Raw genomic sequence first — 15,227 nt, forward strand, 5'->3', positions numbered from 1 at the left:
CGCGCCTACGCCCTGGCCGAAGGCCCCGCCGGTTCACCTCCGGCGGGGCCTTCGCCCATCTGGGTGATGTGCGTCGAGGCCCCTTCCGCGGGCCGCGCATCGCAGGTCAGAGTGCGGTCAAGTGATCCGCGCGATACGGGGGTTGATGCCCTTCGGGCATGCGGGGTCGAGCGCCGCGCGCTGCTGGAGGGGAGCAGCACACGGGCCCTCGACCGCCCCGGTCGGGCTGATTTTCAGCCCGTCCGGGGGCACCGCCCAGCGTTAGCTGGGGGAGCCTTGAGGGCGAGGCGGCGAAGCTGCCGACAACCGGGGGCCACGCGTTACGCGTCGCCGCCCGCTGCTCCCGGGTCCGCCGCCGACACGTCGAGCAGCTGGTACCGGTCGATCGCCTGCTTGAGTACCGAGCGGTCGATCTTGCCCGCGTTGGCGAGTTCCGTCAGCACCGCGACCACGATCGACTGCGCGTCGATGTGGAAGAACCGGCGGGCCGCGCCGCGCGTGTCGGCGAAACCAAATCCGTCCGCGCCCAGCGACTGGTACGGGCCCGGCACCCACCGCGAGATCTGGTCCGGAACCGACCGCATCCAGTCGGAGACGGCCACGAACGGCCCCTCGGAGCCGGAGAGCTTCTGCGTCACGTACGGGACGCGCTGCTCCTCCTCCGGGTGCAGCAGGTTGTTCCGCTCCGCCTCGACGGCCTCGCGGCGCAGCTCGTTCCAGGAGGTCGCCGACCAGACGTCCGCCCTGACGTTCCACTCCGAGGCCAGGATCCGCTGCGCCTCGAGGGCCCACGGCACCGCGACGCCCGAGGCGAGGATCTGCGCGGGCAGCTCGCCCTGCTCGCCCGCCTTGTAGCGGTAGATGCCCTTCAGGATGCCCTCGACGTCCACGCCCGCGGGCTCGGCCGGATGCTGGATCGGCTCGTTGTAGACGGTGAGGTAGTAGAAGACGTCCTCGCCGTGCGGATGCTCGGGCGACGACCCGTACATCCGGCGCAGACCGTCCTGGACGATGTGCGCGATCTCGAAGCCGAAGGCCGGGTCGTACGCGACGCAGGCGGGGTTGGTCGATGCCAGCAGCTGCGAGTGGCCGTCGGCGTGCTGCAGACCCTCACCGGTCAGCGTCGTACGTCCGGCGGTCGCACCCAGGACGAAACCGCGCGCCAGCTGGTCACCCATCTGCCAGAACTGGTCGCCGGTCCGCTGGAAACCGAACATCGAGTAGAAGACGTAGACCGGGATGAGCGGCTCGCCGTGTGTCGCGTACGCCGAGCCCGCCGCGATCAGCGACGCCGTGCAGCCCGCCTCCGAGATGCCGTCGTGCAGCATCTGGCCGGTCGGCGACTCCTTGTATGCGAGCAGCAGATCGCGGTCCACCGCCTCGTACTGCTGGCCGAGCGGGTTGTAGATCTTCGCGCTCGGGAAGAACGAGTCCATTCCGAAGGTGCGGTACTCGTCGGGTGCGATCAGCACGAAACGCCTGCCGATCTCCTTGTCCCGCATGAGGTCCTTCAGCAGCCGGACGAACGCCATGGTCGTGGCGATCGACTGCTGACCGGTGCCCTTCTTCACGCTCGCGTACGTCTTGTCGTCGGGCAGGTTCAGCGGCTTCGACCGCACCACCCGGGTCGGGACGTAGCCGCCCAGACCCTTGCGGCGGTCGTGCATGTACTGGATCTCCTCCGATTCGCGGCCCGGGTGGTAGTACGGCGGCAGGCCGCCTTCGAGCTGCTTGTCGGAGATCGGCAGGTGCAGCCGGTCGCGGAAGCGCTTGAGGTCGTCGACCGTCAGCTTCTTCATCTGGTGGGTCGCGTTGCGGCCCTCGAAGTTCGGGCCGAGCGTCCAGCCCTTGACCGTCTGCGCGAGGATCACGGTCGGCTGGCCCTTGTGGGCGCGCGCCGCCGAGTACGCCGCGAAGATCTTTCGGTGGTCGTGACCGCCGCGGCCCAGGTGCAGGATCTGGTCGTCGGTCATGTTCTCGACCATCTTGCGCAGCCGGTGGTCGTCACCGAAGAAGTGCTGCCGGATGTACGCGCCGGTCTCCGTCGCGTACGTCTGGAACTGGCCGTCGGGCGTGGTGTTCAGCTTGTTGACCAGCACGCCGTCGCGGTCCTGCGCGAGCAGCGGGTCCCAGGAGCGGTCCCAGACCAGCTTGATCACGTTCCAGCCGGCGCCCCGGAACTGCGACTCCAGCTCCTGGACGATCTTGCCGTTGCCGCGCACCGGACCGTCGAGGCGCTGCAGGTTGCAGTTGACGACGAAGGTCAGGTTGTCCAGGCCCTCCCGCGCGGCGATGGACAGCTGGCCGAGAGACTCGGGCTCGTCCATCTCGCCGTCGCCGAGAAACGCCCACACATGCGACTTGGAGGTGTCGGCGATGCCGCGCGCCTCCATGTAGCGGTTCATCCGCGCCTGGTAGATCGCGCTGATCGGGCCGAGGCCCATGGAGACCGTCGGGAACTCCCAGAAGTCCGGCATCAGCCGCGGATGCGGATACGACGACAGGCCGTACGGAGCCTTCGACTTCTCCTGGCGGAAGGCGTCGAGCCGCTCCTCCGAGAGACGGTCGAGCATGTACGCGCGCGCATAGATGCCCGGCGACGCGTGTCCCTGGAAGAACACCTGGTCGCCGCCGTCGCCCTCGTCCTTGCCGCGGAAGAAGTGGTTGAAGCCCACGTCGTACAGCGACGCCGAGGAGGCGAACGTGGCGATGTGGCCGCCGACCCCGATGCCGGGCCGCTGGGCGCGCGAGACCATCACGGCCGCGTTCCAGCGGGTCGCGTTCAGGATCCTGCGCTCGATCTCCTCGTTGCCGGGGAAGAACGGCTCGTCCCTGGTGGCGATCGTGTTGACGTAGTCCGTGCTGCGCATCTCGGGCACGGCCACGCGCCGCTCCCGTGCCCGCTCGATCAGCCGCAGCATCAGATAGCGGGCGCGCTCACGGCCCCGCTCGTCGACGGCGGCGTCAAGGGAGTCGAGCCATTCCTGGGTCTCTTCGGGGTCAAAATCCGGGACCTGGCTGGGAAGGCCACCAATGATGATCGGGGTGCGATCTGATCCGGAAGCCACGCTGTTCCTTCACTGTCTGGGAGCCACTGTCTGGAGGCCACTGCTGGGGCATGGTGCTGCTGGTTGCGCCGTTCCCCATCGTGTACCTAGGGGACGGAAACGTCATCTCTACCGAGAGGTAACCGAGGCGGTTCGTCGGCACCCCGGGGCGTGGTCGTCCAAATCGCAACGATACGCCCGTCTGTGCCGCCGATCCGTAGAGGAGTCGGCCCTCTCTGGCACTCGTGGGGGCGAAGTTGGCAAACTCGGACAGAACAGTGAGCCATGGGCCGGCGGGTGGCGCGATTTCCTGCCTGGAGTTGCGGCGAGACGGCCCGGAACGTCACCGTTTCGGCGGTCTCGACGGCCGGGTACTTGCGCGATCCGTCCGGCCCGTGTGGACTACGGCCAATGCTTCGCGTACGCGCGTGGCTGGAAGACTACCCTCAGGCTCACAACGAGCCAGGGGAAACCCCCCATACGAAACATGATCAGGAGGCAACCCGTGAGCGCGACCGCGGACCACGCGGAGGAGCGGACGAACCCTGCCGCGAGGCTGGGGTTCCAGCCCGAGCAGGTGGTCCAGGAGATCGGCTACGACGACGACGTCGACCAGGAGCTCCGCGAGGCCATTGAGGAAGTCATTGGCGGCGAGCTCGTGGACGAGGACTACGACGACGTCGCGGATGTCGTACTGCTGTGGTTCCGCGAGGACGACGGCGACCTGACGGACGCGCTGGTCGACGCCACCACGCTGATCGACGAGGGGTCTCCGGTGCTGCTGATGACGCCGAAGACCGGCCGTGACGGCTATGTCGAGGCCAGCGACATCAACGAGGCCGCGCAGACCGCGGGTCTGTCCCAGACCAAGAGCGTCAGCGTTGGCAAGGACTGGATCTGCAGCCGTCTGGTCACGCCCAAGGCGGCGGCCAAGAAGCGCTGAACCGGTCCCGGCCCGGGCAGCTCGCCCTGCCAGGGCCGGGCACGGCCGCTGCGAGGCCCCCATCGACGCATGTCGGTGGGGGCCTCGCGCATCGCGGGGCAAGGGCCACTGCGTAGGGTGGGCGTCATCTGAACAGCCCATGGAAGGGATGCGTGACTATGGCGATCGAGGTCGGCACCAAGGCCCCGGACTTCGAGCTCAAGGACAACCACGGCCAGACCGTGAAGCTCTCCGACTTCCGTGGCGAGAAGAACGTGGTGCTGCTCTTCTACCCGTTCGCTTTCACGGGCGTGTGCACCGGCGAGCTGTGCGCCCTGCGCGACGAGCTGCCGAAGTTCGTCAACGACGACGTCCAGCTGCTCGCCGTCTCCAACGACTCCCCGTTCACGCTGCGCGTCTTCGGCGAGAAGGAGGGCCTGGAGTACCCGCTGCTGTCCGACTTCTGGCCGCACGGCGAGGTCTCGCGCGCGTACGGCGTCTTCGACGAGGAGAAGGGCTGCGCGGTGCGCGGCACCTTCATCATCGACAAGGAGGGCGTGGTGCGCTGGACCATCGTCAACGGGCTGCCGGACGCCCGCGACCTGAACGAGTACGTCAAGGCCCTCGAGACGCTCTGACGCGCCCCGGGCGCGACTGCCCGACGGCTCCCCGGACCGTCCCGGCCCCTGGTTTCCGGCCCGACACCCTGTCACTGTTCGGGGTCAAGGCCTGCGGGGGCCGGGAACCCGTCACTAGGATCCACTCGTTGATCCGATGCCAACGCACGACGGGGGCTCCCCGCCCCTGAACACCATTGGGAGGACTCGTGGGAGTCAGCCTCAGCAAGGGCGGCAATGTATCGCTGACCAAGGAGGCGCCGGGCCTGACGGCGGTCACGGTCGGCCTGGGCTGGGACGTCCGCACCACTACCGGTACGGACTTCGACCTGGACGCCAGCGCCATCCTGACGAAGGAGGACGGCAAGGTCCGCAACGACCAGGACTTCGTCTTCTTCAACAACCTCAAGAGCGCCGACGGCTCCGTGGAGCACACCGGCGACAACATCACGGGTGAGGGCGAGGGCGACGACGAGCAGATCAAGGTGAACCTCGCCGGCGTGCCGGCCGACGTCTCCAAGATCGTGTTCCCGGTGTCGATCTATGACGCCGAGAGCCGCCAGCAGTCGTTCGGCCAGGTGCGCAACGCGTTCATCCGCGTGGTCAACCAGGCGGGCGGCGCGGAGATCGCGCGGTACGACCTCTCCGAGGACGCGTCGACGGAGACGGCGATGGTCTTCGGCGAGCTCTACCGCCACGGCGCGGAGTGGAAATTCCGGGCCATCGGCCAGGGCTATGCGTCGGGCCTGCGCGGCATCGCGCAGGACTTCGGCGTGAACGTCTGAGCCAGGGCACGTCTGCTATCCCGACCGGCGCCGCACACCGAGTGCGGCGCCGGACGGCTTCGGAAACTCAAGCGATCGGCAAACGCCCCCGGTCGGGGGTCCGGGGGGCCTGCGGCGGACGGCCGCCGATGTCACGCCTCCGGTACATGCAGCAGCTCGGGGAGGACCAGATCATGGGCGTCACGCTAGCCAAGGGGGGCAATGTCTCCCTCTCCAAGGCCGCACCGAACCTCACGCAGGTGATGATCGGGCTTGGCTGGGACGCACGCTCCACCACCGGAGCCCCCTTCGACCTCGACGCCAGCGCCCTGCTGTGCAGCGGCGGCCGCGTGCTGGGCGACGAGTGGTTCATCTTCTACAACCAGCTCAAGAGCCCCGACGGCTCGGTCGAGCACACCGGCGACAACCTGACCGGTGAGGGCGACGGCGACGACGAGTCGATCCTGGTGAACCTCTCCAAGGTGCCGCCCGGCTGCGACAAGATCATCTTTCCGGTCTCCATCCACGAGGCCGACAACCGCGGGCAGACCTTCGGCCAGGTCAGCAACGCCTTCATCCGCGTCGTCAACCAGGCGGACGGCCAGGAGCTCGCGCGTTACGACCTCAGCGAGGACGCCTCCACGGAAACGGCGATGATCTTCGGCGAGCTTTACCGGTACGGCGGAGAATGGAAGTTCCGGGCCGTGGGGCAGGGGTACGCGTCCGGACTTCGGGGCATCGCTCTAGACTTTGGGGTCAACGTTTCGTAAAGCCGGGTACGGCGGGGGGAGACCCGCTCCGGATTTCGTCCGGGGGTAGCCCCCCAACACACGATTGGGTAGCCAGTGGTTCTGAAAACCTTCGGCTGGTCGTTCGCGGTCACCGCGCTCGGCTTGGTCGCAGCGGTGTTCTACGGGGGGTGGACCGCGTTCGGGATCGTGGCGATCCTGTCCATCCTCGAGATCTCGCTGTCCTTCGACAACGCGGTGGTCAACGCCGGAATTCTGAAGAAGATGAATGCCTTCTGGCAGAAGATCTTCCTCACGATCGGTGTGCTGATCGCCGTCTTCGGTATGCGACTGGTCTTTCCCGTCGTGATTGTCGCCATCAGCGCCAAGATCGGTCCGATCGACGCGGTCAACCTCGCACTGACCGACAAGGACCACTACCAGGAGCTGGTCACCGACGCCCATCCGGCGATCGCCGCCTTCGGTGGCATGTTCCTGCTGATGATCTTCCTCGACTTCATCTTCGAGGACCGTGACATCAAGTGGCTGGGCTGGCTGGAGCGGCCGCTGGCCAAGCTCGGCAAGATCGACATGCTGTCGGTCTGCATCGCCCTGATCGTGCTGATGATCTCCGCGATGACCTTCGCGACCAACGCCCACCAGCACGGCGGCGCGCATGTCGACAAGGCGGAGACAGTACTGCTCTCCGGAATCGCTGGTCTGATCACCTACCTCGTCGTCGGCGGTCTCTCCGGTTACTTCGAGGACAAGCTCGAGGAAGAGGAGGAGCGCGAGCACGAGGAGGAGGAAGAGGCCAAGCGGGCCGGCAAGCCGGTCTCGGCCGTGAAGCTCGCCGGCAAGGCCGCGTTCTTCATGTTCCTCTACCTCGAGGTCCTGGACGCGTCCTTCTCCTTCGACGGCGTCATCGGCGCCTTCGCGATCACCAACGACATCGTGCTGATGGCGCTCGGCCTCGGCATCGGCGCCATGTACGTCCGGTCGCTCACCGTCTACCTGGTCCGCCAGGGCACCCTCGACGACTACGTCTACCTGGAGCACGGCGCGCACTACGCGATCGGCGCCCTCGCCGTGATCCTCCTCGTGACCATCCAGTACGAGATCAGCGAGATCATCACCGGCCTCGTCGGCGTCGTCCTGATCGCCTGGTCCTTCTGGTCGTCGGTGCGCCGCAACCGGGCATTGGCGGCGGCCGAGGGAAAAGCTGAGGGCTCCGACGAGAAGGCCGAGGTCTCGTCCGGGGTCTGAGCCGACCGGCCGGGTCTGACCTCTCAACGGTCCGACCCGCGGTCCGACCCGGCCGACACCGGCTGCGGCCGGTGCGTGTCCGGTTCCCGGGTGTGACCCGGGCCGGAGTGAGGAACGCTCACTTGCGGGGCGGCCATCGAGGACGAGTCCTCGGGGCCGCCCCGCGGTCATGTGCATGAGGCGCACATGCGTACGAGACGCATGCGGCGCATAGAACGTGGGGGGCGGTATGTCCTTCTGGGACGATCTCTGGCGCGGGCGCTCGACGCAGTTCGAGTCGGGCAGTGCGGCGACCAACTCCATCGAACTCACCAAGCGGCATCCGACCGTCTCGCTCACCCAACAGGGCGCGGCCACCGGCAATCTGCGTGTCAACCTGTCCTGGCAGATGCGTACGTCCGACATCATCGGCAAGCCGCGAGGGAGCGGGGGCCTGCTGAGGCATCCCTTCAAGTTGTTCCAGCCCGATGTGGTGCAGGCACACACCCAGGGCGTGGTCAACGTGGACCTCGACATCGGCTGCCTGTACGAGCTGGTGGACGGGGAAAAGGGCGTGGTACAGCCGTTGGGCAGCTTCTTCGGCGCGCTCAACTCCCCGCCGTTCGTGAAGCTCAGCGGCGACGACCGGTTCGGTTCACCCTCGGGCGAGACGATCTACGTCAATCTCGACCACCGCGAGTCCATCAAACGTCTGCTCGTGTTCGTCTACATCTACGACCAGACCCCGGCCTTCGACCGTACGCACGCCAAGGTGACGCTCTACCCCAGCAACGGGCCCCGGATCGAGATCAACCTGGACGAGCGCGCCCCCCAGGCGCGCTCCTGCGCCGTGGTCTCCATAGAGAACATCAAGGACGAACTCGTCGTGCGGCGCGAGGTGAAATTCGTCTACGGCTTCCAGGCCGAGCTGGACCGGCTCTATGGGTGGGGGCTGCAGTGGGGGCGGGGGTACAAGTCGAAGGCTGGCGGCCGCTGACGGCGGTGGGCGGTTCGCCCACCGCCGGTGGCGGGCTGGTGCGCCTCCCGCTGGTGGCGGGTGGGGGGGCTGGTGCGTGGGTCGACGCATTCGCGTCTGCGGGTGCGCTGCCGGTGTGCCATGTGCCGGTGGGCGGGTCGGCGCGTACGCGGCTGCGGGTGCGCGCCGCTGCGCCACCTGCCGGTGGGTGGGTCGGGGCCGCGCCGGGATGTACGTCCTCGGTCTGGTGCCGAGCCGTACGTCGTCGGGCGAGCCCGGAATTCGCGCCAGCCGCTGCGGGCGCACATCCCGCCACGTCCCCTTCGGTCGCATGGCGCATGCGGGTGGGCTGGGGGGCTGGGGGTCGCTGTGGTGGGCAGGCGCGCCGCTGACCGTTGTGGCAAGCGCGCCGCCACCGTTGTGGGCAGGGTTGTGGGCAGGCGTTCCGCAGGGCGATGGGGGTCTCCCCTGCTCGAGCGAAGCCGAGACCTTGGGGGAGGGTGGGCACAACCCACGACGTACGGTGCCTCGCGAACGGCCTGTGCAACGGTCCCCGGCCGCTCAGCGGCCGAGGAACTGCGGCCCCTGAGGGGGCAGCCGGAAGTTCGGATCCGGAGCCGGGGCGACCGGGTGCGGATACCCGTACGCGGGCCCCGTCTGCGCGGCGACGGGCTGCGCGGCCACAGGCCCGGGATAGCCGTAGGCGGGCTGCGGCGCCGGCACCGGAGCGGCCGGCTGCGGCGGATAGCCGTACGCAGGCTGGGCCGTCGGCTGCGGCGCAGGCTCCGCTCCTGTCGGCTGCGGCGCATGCTGCACGGTCGCCTGCTCCGGCGGCAACGGCTGCGAGGCCCCCGCTTCCGGCTCGGCCACCCCGCCGCCCTCCGACTCGTCCACGGAGATCCCGAAGTCCGTGGCCAGCCCCACCAGCCCGTTCGAATAGCCCTCACCCAGCGCGCGGAACTTCCAGCCGTCCCCGCGCCGGTAGAGCTCTCCGCAGATCAGTGCCGTCTCCGCACCCGTCTCCGGCTTGACGTCGAAGTACGCGAGCGGCTGCCCGTCCGCGTCGGCGGCGTCGTGCAGCAGTATGCGCAGCGCCCGTACGCGGTCGAAGGGCACATCGTCCGCCGACGCCACGACCAGCACCCGGCTCACTTCGGCGGCCATCCCCGCCAGGTCGGCCTGGATCGTGTCGGTCAGGCCCTCGGCCACGCGCTTCTTGCCGAGCCGCCAGACCTTGCCCGAGGGGTGGCGGGGCTGGTTGTAGAAGACGAAGTCCTCGTCGGACTGCACGCGGCCGTCGGGGCCCAGCAGCAGTGCCGAGGCGTCCACGTCCGGGACACCCTGGCCCGGGGCCCAGCGCAGCACGGCGCGCACCGCCGTGGCCTTGATCGGGACGTTCGACCCCTTCAGCATCGCGTGCGTCATGCGGTCATCCTGCCCTCCCGGTGCGGGTGGGGACAACGTGGGGGTTCCCGTTACGACGGCCGTCTTGCGCACTTCCGACATGGGCGGGTTACCTGAATTTCATAGCCGGTGGGAACGTCTGACACGGGTCTCTACGTACTATTACCGGCCACCAATCAACGAGCCACCTTGGTGATACGGGGAGTCACATGCGTCATTTCGGGCACATCGCCCCTGAGGTGCGTCAGCGCCTCTTCCACCAGGAGCCATGCGTCTTCACCGCCGGCTCTCCGGCGCGGATCCTCTCCGTGGCCCTCGGTGCGACCCTGTACAGCCCGGCGACCAGACCGCGCCTGGCGGACGACATCGTCAAGCAGGCGGGCCGGGGTGTGGTCTCCATGGTGGTGTGCCTCGAAGACTCGATCGGCGACGCGGACGTGCGTGACGCCGAGGAGAACCTCGTACGTCAGTTCACGGACCTTTCGGAGCGGGCCTCGGCCGCGTCCGGCGGCCCTGACGCGGGCCTGGAGCTGCCGCTCCTGTTCATCCGGGTCCGCGCCCCGGAGCAGATCGCGGACCTTGTGCAGCGGCTCGGTGCCGCGGCCCGCCTGGTGTCCGGCTTCGTCCTCCCCAAGTTCACCGAAGAGCGCGGCGTGCCCTTCCTCGAGGCGCTCGCCGCGGCGGAGGCCGCGAGCGGGAACCGGCTGTTCGCGATGCCCGTGCTGGAGTCTCCCGAGCTGCTGCATCTGGAAACGCGCGTAGAGACCCTGACGGGCATCTTCCGCACCGTCGACAAGTACCGGGACCGCGTGCTCGCCCTGCGACTCGGCGTCACCGACTTCTGCTCGGCGTACGGACTGCGTAGATCGCCCGACATGACGGCGTACGACGTGCGGATCGTCGCCTCCGTGATCGCGGACGTGGTCAATCTGCTGGGCCGGGCCGACGGCACGGGATTCACCGTGACCGGGCCGGTGTGGGAGTACTTCCCGCTCCAGGAACGCATGTTCAAGCCCCAGCTGCGCCGCAGCCCCTTCCTCGAGGGTCGCGCGGAGGACCTGCGCGAGTCCCTCATCGAGCACGACATGGACGGGCTGCTCCGCGAGATCGCCCTCGACCACGCCAACGGCCTGCTCGGCAAGACCTGCATCCACCCGTCGCACGTGGTGCCCGTGCACGCGCTCTCGGTCGTCAGCCACGAGGAGTACAGCGACGCCCAGGACATCCTGCGGCCCGAGCGGTGCGGCGGAGGCGTCCTGCGGTCGGCGTACACGAACAAGATGAACGAGGTGAAGCCGCACCGCGCCTGGGCGGAGCGCACCCTGATGCGTGCCGAGGTCTTCGGCGTCGCCCGGGAGGACGTCGGCTTCGTCGATCTGCTCACCGCAGGTCTGGCCGGCTGAGGAATTGCAGGGAACTGTGAACGACATGGTGTGGTCCGGGACGTGGGTCGCCCAGCGGCTCGGTGTCGAGCTCGAGGGCGACGAGAAGCTGCACAGCCTGCTGGGCCTCGCGCTGCGGCGCAACCCCAAGCGGGCGCATCTGCTCGTCTCGAACGTCTTGGGCAAGCATGTGCCGCAGTCGCCGGCCGTGGTGTACGGCCACGGGGTCGCGCTCGGCGAGCGGGTGCGGCAGCTGCTCGGAGACGACGAGGCCCGCCGTGCCGTGGTCCTCGGGTACGCCGAGACGGCCACCGGCCTCGGCCACTCCGTCGCGGACGGCGTGGGGCTCGCCCCGTATCTGCACTCGACGCGGCGCTCCGTGCCGGGAATGGCGCAGGCCGGCGGGTTCGAGGAGTCGCACTCGCACGCCACCTCGCATCTGCTGCTGCCCGAGGACCCCGGGCTCCTCGCGGGTGACGGCCCGCTGGTGCTGGTGGACGACGAGTTCTCCACCGGCAACACGGTCCTCAACACCATCCGCGCCCTCCACGGCCGCTACCCGCGCGAGCGGTACGTGATCGTGGCCCTGGTCGACATGCGCTCGGCCGCCGACCAGGGACGCCTCGACGAGTTCGCCCGCGAGATCGACGCGCGCGTGGACCTGGTGACGGCGGCGAGCGGGACGGTACGGCTCCCGGACGGGGTCCTGCAGAAGGGCCAGGAACTGGTCGCCGCGTACGAGCAGGGACAGCAGAGGAGCGGCCCGGCCACGAAAGCCGGGGCGGCGGCCACCCGCGTCGATCTGCACTGGCCGCAGGACGTGCCCGACGGCGGCCGCCACGGCTTCACGCCCGCGCACCGCGAGCGCCTGGAGCGCGCCCTGCCCGGCATGGCGGAACGTATTGCCGCCGCCCTGCCCGGCGACGCCCGCCGCGTCCTCGTCCTCGGCTTCGAGGAGCTGATGTACGCACCGCTCAGGCTGGCCGGGGAGCTGGAGCGCACGCTGGAGGCCGACGTCCGGTACTCCACGACCACCCGCTCACCCGTCTTGGCGGTCGACGATCCCGGCTATGCGATACGCAGCCGCATCGTCTTCCCCGCCCACGACGACCCGGACGACGGCCCCGGCGAGCGCTACGCCTACAACGTCGCCGGCGCGGGCTTCGACGCCGTCGTCGCCGTCGTCGACTCCTCAGCGCACACCCCCGAACTGAACGCCCCCGACGGCCTGCTGGCGCAGCTCGCCGCGCACACCCCGCACGTCGTCCTGGCCGTCGTCCCGTCCCACGTCCCGTCGTACGCGGCCGCGTACGACCCGTCGAGCGCCCCCGAAAGGCCCTACATGCTGCCAGAGCCCCTCCGTGGCCCCGCCTTCTCCTCGTACGCACCCGACGAGGTCGGCTGGCTGCTCCAGGATCTCTCGGACGCCCGGCTCGAGGCGCCGACGGAGGAGCGCGAGGAGGCGATCCAGAGCGGCGGCGCGCACTACGCCGAGTCGCTGCCCGTCGAGTACCAGCCGAGCCCCGAGTACCAGGAGCTCTTCCATACAGCGCTCGAGGAGTCAGCCGCCCGTATCGCACAGGCGGTCGGCGTCGTGACAGAGACCGTGCTCGCCGAGCGGTCGCCCCGCCCCGTGCTGGTCTCGCTCGCCCGCGCGGGCACGCCCGTCGGCGTGCTGATGCGCCGCTGGGCCCAGCACCGCCACGGCCTCGATCTGCACCACTACGCCGTGTCCATCGTGCGCGGCCGCGGTATCGACGCCAACGCGCTGCGCTGGCTGGCCGCCCACCACGACCCGGCCGACGTCGTCTTCGTGGACGGCTGGACCGGCAAGGGCGCCATCACGCGGGAACTCGCCCAGGCGCTGGTGGAGTTCGAGAAGGCGGAGGGGGTCAGCGGGTTCGACCCGGAGATCGCCGTGCTCGCCGACCCCGGCTCATGCGTGCGCACCTACGGCACCCGCGAGGACTTCCTCATCCCCTCCGCCTGCCTCAACTCCACCGTCTCCGGCCTGATATCGCGCACCGTGCTCCGCGCCGACCTGGTCGGCCCGGACGACTACCACGGCGCGAAGTTCTACCGGGAGCTCGCGGACGCGGACGTCTCGGGCGCCTTCCTGGACGCCGTCGCGGCCCGCTTCGACGAGGTCGCCGACGCCGTCGACACCAAGGTCAAGGAGCTGCTCTCCGCGGACCGGACCCCCACCTGGGAGGGCTGGGCCGCCGTCGAGCGGATCAGCGAGGAGTACGGCATCCACGACGTGAACCTCGTCAAGCCCGGGGTCGGCGAGGCGACCCGCGTGCTCCTGCGCCGCGTCCCGTGGAAGATCCTCGCCCACAGCGGTGCGGGCTCGGACCTGGACCACGTCAGGCTGCTGGCCGAACAACGCGGCGTACCCGTCGAGGAAGTAGCCGAACTCCCATACAGCTGCGTGGGGTTGATCCACCCCAAGTACACACGGGGTGCCACGGGCGCCGACGGCAAGGCGGTGAGCAACTGATGACGGTACTCGTCGCCAGCGACCTCGACCGCACGCTCATCTACTCCACCGCGGCGCTCGCCCTCGGCATGCCCGACGCCGAGGCACCGCGGCTGCTCTGCGTCGAGGTGCACGAGAGCAAGCCCCTGTCGTACATGACGGAGACGGCCGCCGGGCTCCTCGCCGAGCTGGGCCGCACCGCCGTCTTCGTCCCGACCACCACCCGCACCCGCAAGCAGTACCACCGCATCAGCCTCCCCGGCCCGCAGCCGAAATTCGCGATCTGCGCCAACGGCGGCCATCTGCTCGTCGACGGCGACTCCGACCGCGACTGGCGGCGCCAGGTCGCCGCCCGGCTCGATCACGAGTGCGCCTCGCTCGACGAGGTACGCGGCCACATGCTGGCCACCGCCGACCCGTCCTGGCTGCGCAAGGAGCGCGTCGCCGAGGATCTCTTCGCCTATCTCGTCGTCGAGCGCGACCTGCTCCCCGAGGGCTGGGTCAAGGAGCTCGCCGACTGGGCCGAAGGCAAGGGCTGGACCGTCTCCCTCCAGGGCCGCAAGATCTACGCCGTGCCGAAGCCGCTCACCAAGAGCGCGGCCGTACGCGAGATCGCCCGCCGCACGGACGCCGAACTCACCCTCGCGGCCGGCGACTCCCTGCTGGACGCCGACCTCCTCCTCGCCGTCGACCGGGCCTGGCGCCCCGGCCACGGCGAACTCGCGGACGCCGGCTGGACGGCGCCCGGGATCACCGCTCTCGCGGAGCGGGGTGTGGCCGCGGGCGAGGAGATTCTGCGGCGGTTCGCGGCGGCTGCGGGTGCGGCCGGGGCCGCGGGCGCGGCCGGGGGCGCAGGGGCCGAGGTCTGAGCAAGGCCCTCTCCGAGAGGCGGGGGAGGGCTACTCTCGCAGAAAACGGCGGTACTCCAGCCATCCGAACCCGTCCCAGGACCGGAACGAGGAGATCCACGTGGCCACGAGCAAGAGCACCCCGCTGACCGAGGAACTGTACGCGTACATGCTCGGGCACAACCCCCCGCTCGACCCGGTGCAGCGCATGCTCGTCGACGTCACCCACACGCAGTTCCCCCTGGTGGCGGGCAAACAGGTCGCTCAGGAGCAGGGGCCGCTGCTGGCGTTCCTCGTACGGCTGACGGGGGCCCGGCGGATCGTGGAGGTCGGTACCTTCACGGGGCTGTCGGCCCTCTCCATGGCACAGGCGCTGCCGCCCGACGGCACCCTGCTGACCTGCGACATCTCGGAGGAGTGGACGCAGCATGCGCGCGAGGCCTGGGCGAAGGCCGGTGTCGAGGACAAGATCGAACTGCGGATCGCACCCGCGCTGGAGACCCTGGCCGCGCTGCCGGCGGAGCCGAGCATCGACATGGCGTTCATCGACGCGGACAAGGAGAACTACATCGGGTACTGGGAGGCCCTGGTGCCGAGGATGCGCCAGGGTGGGCTGCTCGTCGTGGACAACGTATTCCTGCACGGTGGCGTGACCGATCCCGGGGCCACCGGGCCGGCGGCGGCGATCAAGGAGTTCAACGAGCGGGTGAAGGCCGACGGGCGGGTGGAGAGCGTGATGCTCGCGGTGGCGGACGGGCTGACGCTGGCCCGGAAGGTGTGAGTCCTACAGGTGAGCCGACGCCGCTGCCGGCGGC

General features: G+C 69.4%; 12 protein-coding genes. 10 read left to right on the forward strand and 2 right to left on the reverse strand.

Translation table 11 applies throughout. The features are described from left to right. Positions 1–320: 320 nt before the first annotated feature. A complete protein-coding gene (gene aceE / locus ABT009_RS23545; protein ID WP_351298184.1) occupies positions 321–3,068 on the reverse strand; it encodes a pyruvate dehydrogenase (acetyl-transferring), homodimeric type in 2,748 nt (915 codons plus the stop codon). A 484-nt stretch (positions 3,069–3,552) separates the two neighbouring features. Between aceE and ABT009_RS23550 the strand changes: the two genes are divergently transcribed. The 6 genes from ABT009_RS23550 (at position 3,553) to ABT009_RS23575 (ending at position 8,320) form a co-directional block, all read left to right on the forward strand. Then, the gene (locus tag ABT009_RS23550; protein WP_181659752.1) at positions 3,553–3,990 is read left to right on the forward strand and encodes a DUF3052 domain-containing protein; all 438 of its coding nucleotides are present in this window, start codon (positions 3,553–3,555) and stop codon (positions 3,988–3,990) included. A 158-nt stretch (positions 3,991–4,148) separates the two neighbouring features. Then, on the forward strand, positions 4,149–4,607 hold the full coding sequence (locus ABT009_RS23555; protein ID WP_351298746.1) for a peroxiredoxin: 459 nt from the start codon (positions 4,149–4,151) through the stop codon (positions 4,605–4,607). A gap of 188 nt (positions 4,608–4,795) precedes the next feature. After that, the gene (locus ABT009_RS23560; RefSeq protein ID WP_351298188.1) at positions 4,796–5,371 is read left to right on the forward strand and encodes a TerD family protein; all 576 of its coding nucleotides are present in this window, start codon (positions 4,796–4,798) and stop codon (positions 5,369–5,371) included. 173 nt (positions 5,372–5,544) lie between these two features. Continuing rightward, on the forward strand, positions 5,545–6,120 hold the full coding sequence (locus ABT009_RS23565; RefSeq protein ID WP_351298748.1) for a TerD family protein: 576 nt from the start codon (positions 5,545–5,547) through the stop codon (positions 6,118–6,120). A 75-nt stretch (positions 6,121–6,195) separates the two neighbouring features. Then, positions 6,196–7,344: a DUF475 domain-containing protein gene (locus ABT009_RS23570; protein ID WP_351298191.1), complete on the forward strand. Its 1,149-nt coding sequence runs from the start codon at positions 6,196–6,198 to the stop codon at positions 7,342–7,344. 229 nt (positions 7,345–7,573) lie between these two features. After that, positions 7,574–8,320, forward strand: coding sequence for a TerD family protein (locus tag ABT009_RS23575; RefSeq protein ID WP_351298194.1), 747 nt, complete (start codon positions 7,574–7,576; stop codon positions 8,318–8,320). A gap of 540 nt (positions 8,321–8,860) precedes the next feature. On the opposite strand, the gene ABT009_RS23580 is transcribed toward ABT009_RS23575, so the two are convergent. Continuing rightward, positions 8,861–9,724 (reverse strand): TerD family protein, encoded by an 864-nt coding sequence (locus tag ABT009_RS23580; protein WP_351298197.1) that lies wholly within the window; start codon positions 9,722–9,724, stop codon positions 8,861–8,863. A 188-nt stretch (positions 9,725–9,912) separates the two neighbouring features. Here ABT009_RS23580 and ABT009_RS23585 point away from each other — a divergent pair, with 188 nt between their 5' ends. The 4 genes from ABT009_RS23585 (at position 9,913) to ABT009_RS23600 (ending at position 15,193) form a co-directional block, all read left to right on the forward strand. Continuing rightward, positions 9,913–11,106: an HpcH/HpaI aldolase/citrate lyase family protein gene (locus ABT009_RS23585; RefSeq protein WP_351298200.1), complete on the forward strand. Its 1,194-nt coding sequence runs from the start codon at positions 9,913–9,915 to the stop codon at positions 11,104–11,106. A gap of 25 nt (positions 11,107–11,131) precedes the next feature. Next, on the forward strand, positions 11,132–13,585 hold the full coding sequence (locus ABT009_RS23590; RefSeq protein WP_351298751.1) for a phosphoribosyltransferase: 2,454 nt from the start codon (positions 11,132–11,134) through the stop codon (positions 13,583–13,585). Continuing rightward, positions 13,585–14,433, forward strand: a complete 849-nt coding sequence (locus ABT009_RS23595; protein WP_351298203.1) for an HAD family hydrolase — start codon at positions 13,585–13,587, stop codon at positions 14,431–14,433. Before ABT009_RS23590 ends, ABT009_RS23595 begins: the two co-directional genes overlap by 1 nt. A gap of 148 nt (positions 14,434–14,581) precedes the next feature. Next, a complete protein-coding gene (locus ABT009_RS23600; RefSeq protein ID WP_351298754.1) occupies positions 14,582–15,193 on the forward strand; it encodes an O-methyltransferase in 612 nt (203 codons plus the stop codon). Positions 15,194–15,227: the final 34 nt, after the last annotated feature.

Source organism: Streptomyces sp. NPDC002896 (genome assembly GCF_040295225.1).
GTDB lineage: Bacteria > Actinomycetota > Actinomycetes > Streptomycetales > Streptomycetaceae > Streptomyces.

Excerpts from the sequence above, each read along its gene's own strand:
- ABT009_RS23555 (WP_351298746.1), top strand. The coding sequence starts at position 4,149 with ATGGCGATCGAGGTCGGCACCAAGGCCCCGGACTTCGAGCTCAAGGAC.
- ABT009_RS23565 (WP_351298748.1), top strand. The coding sequence starts at position 5,545 with ATGGGCGTCACGCTAGCCAAGGGGGGCAATGTCTCCCTCTCCAAGGCC.
- ABT009_RS23575 (WP_351298194.1), top strand. The coding sequence starts at position 7,574 with ATGTCCTTCTGGGACGATCTCTGGCGCGGGCGCTCGACGCAGTTCGAG.
- ABT009_RS23580 (WP_351298197.1), bottom strand. The coding sequence starts at position 9,724 with ATGACGCACGCGATGCTGAAGGGGTCGAACGTCCCGATCAAGGCCACG.
- ABT009_RS23585 (WP_351298200.1), top strand. The coding sequence starts at position 9,913 with ATGCGTCATTTCGGGCACATCGCCCCTGAGGTGCGTCAGCGCCTCTTC.
- ABT009_RS23590 (WP_351298751.1), top strand. The coding sequence starts at position 11,132 with ATGGTGTGGTCCGGGACGTGGGTCGCCCAGCGGCTCGGTGTCGAGCTC.
- ABT009_RS23595 (WP_351298203.1), top strand. The coding sequence starts at position 13,585 with ATGACGGTACTCGTCGCCAGCGACCTCGACCGCACGCTCATCTACTCC.
- ABT009_RS23600 (WP_351298754.1), top strand. The coding sequence starts at position 14,582 with ATGCTCGGGCACAACCCCCCGCTCGACCCGGTGCAGCGCATGCTCGTC.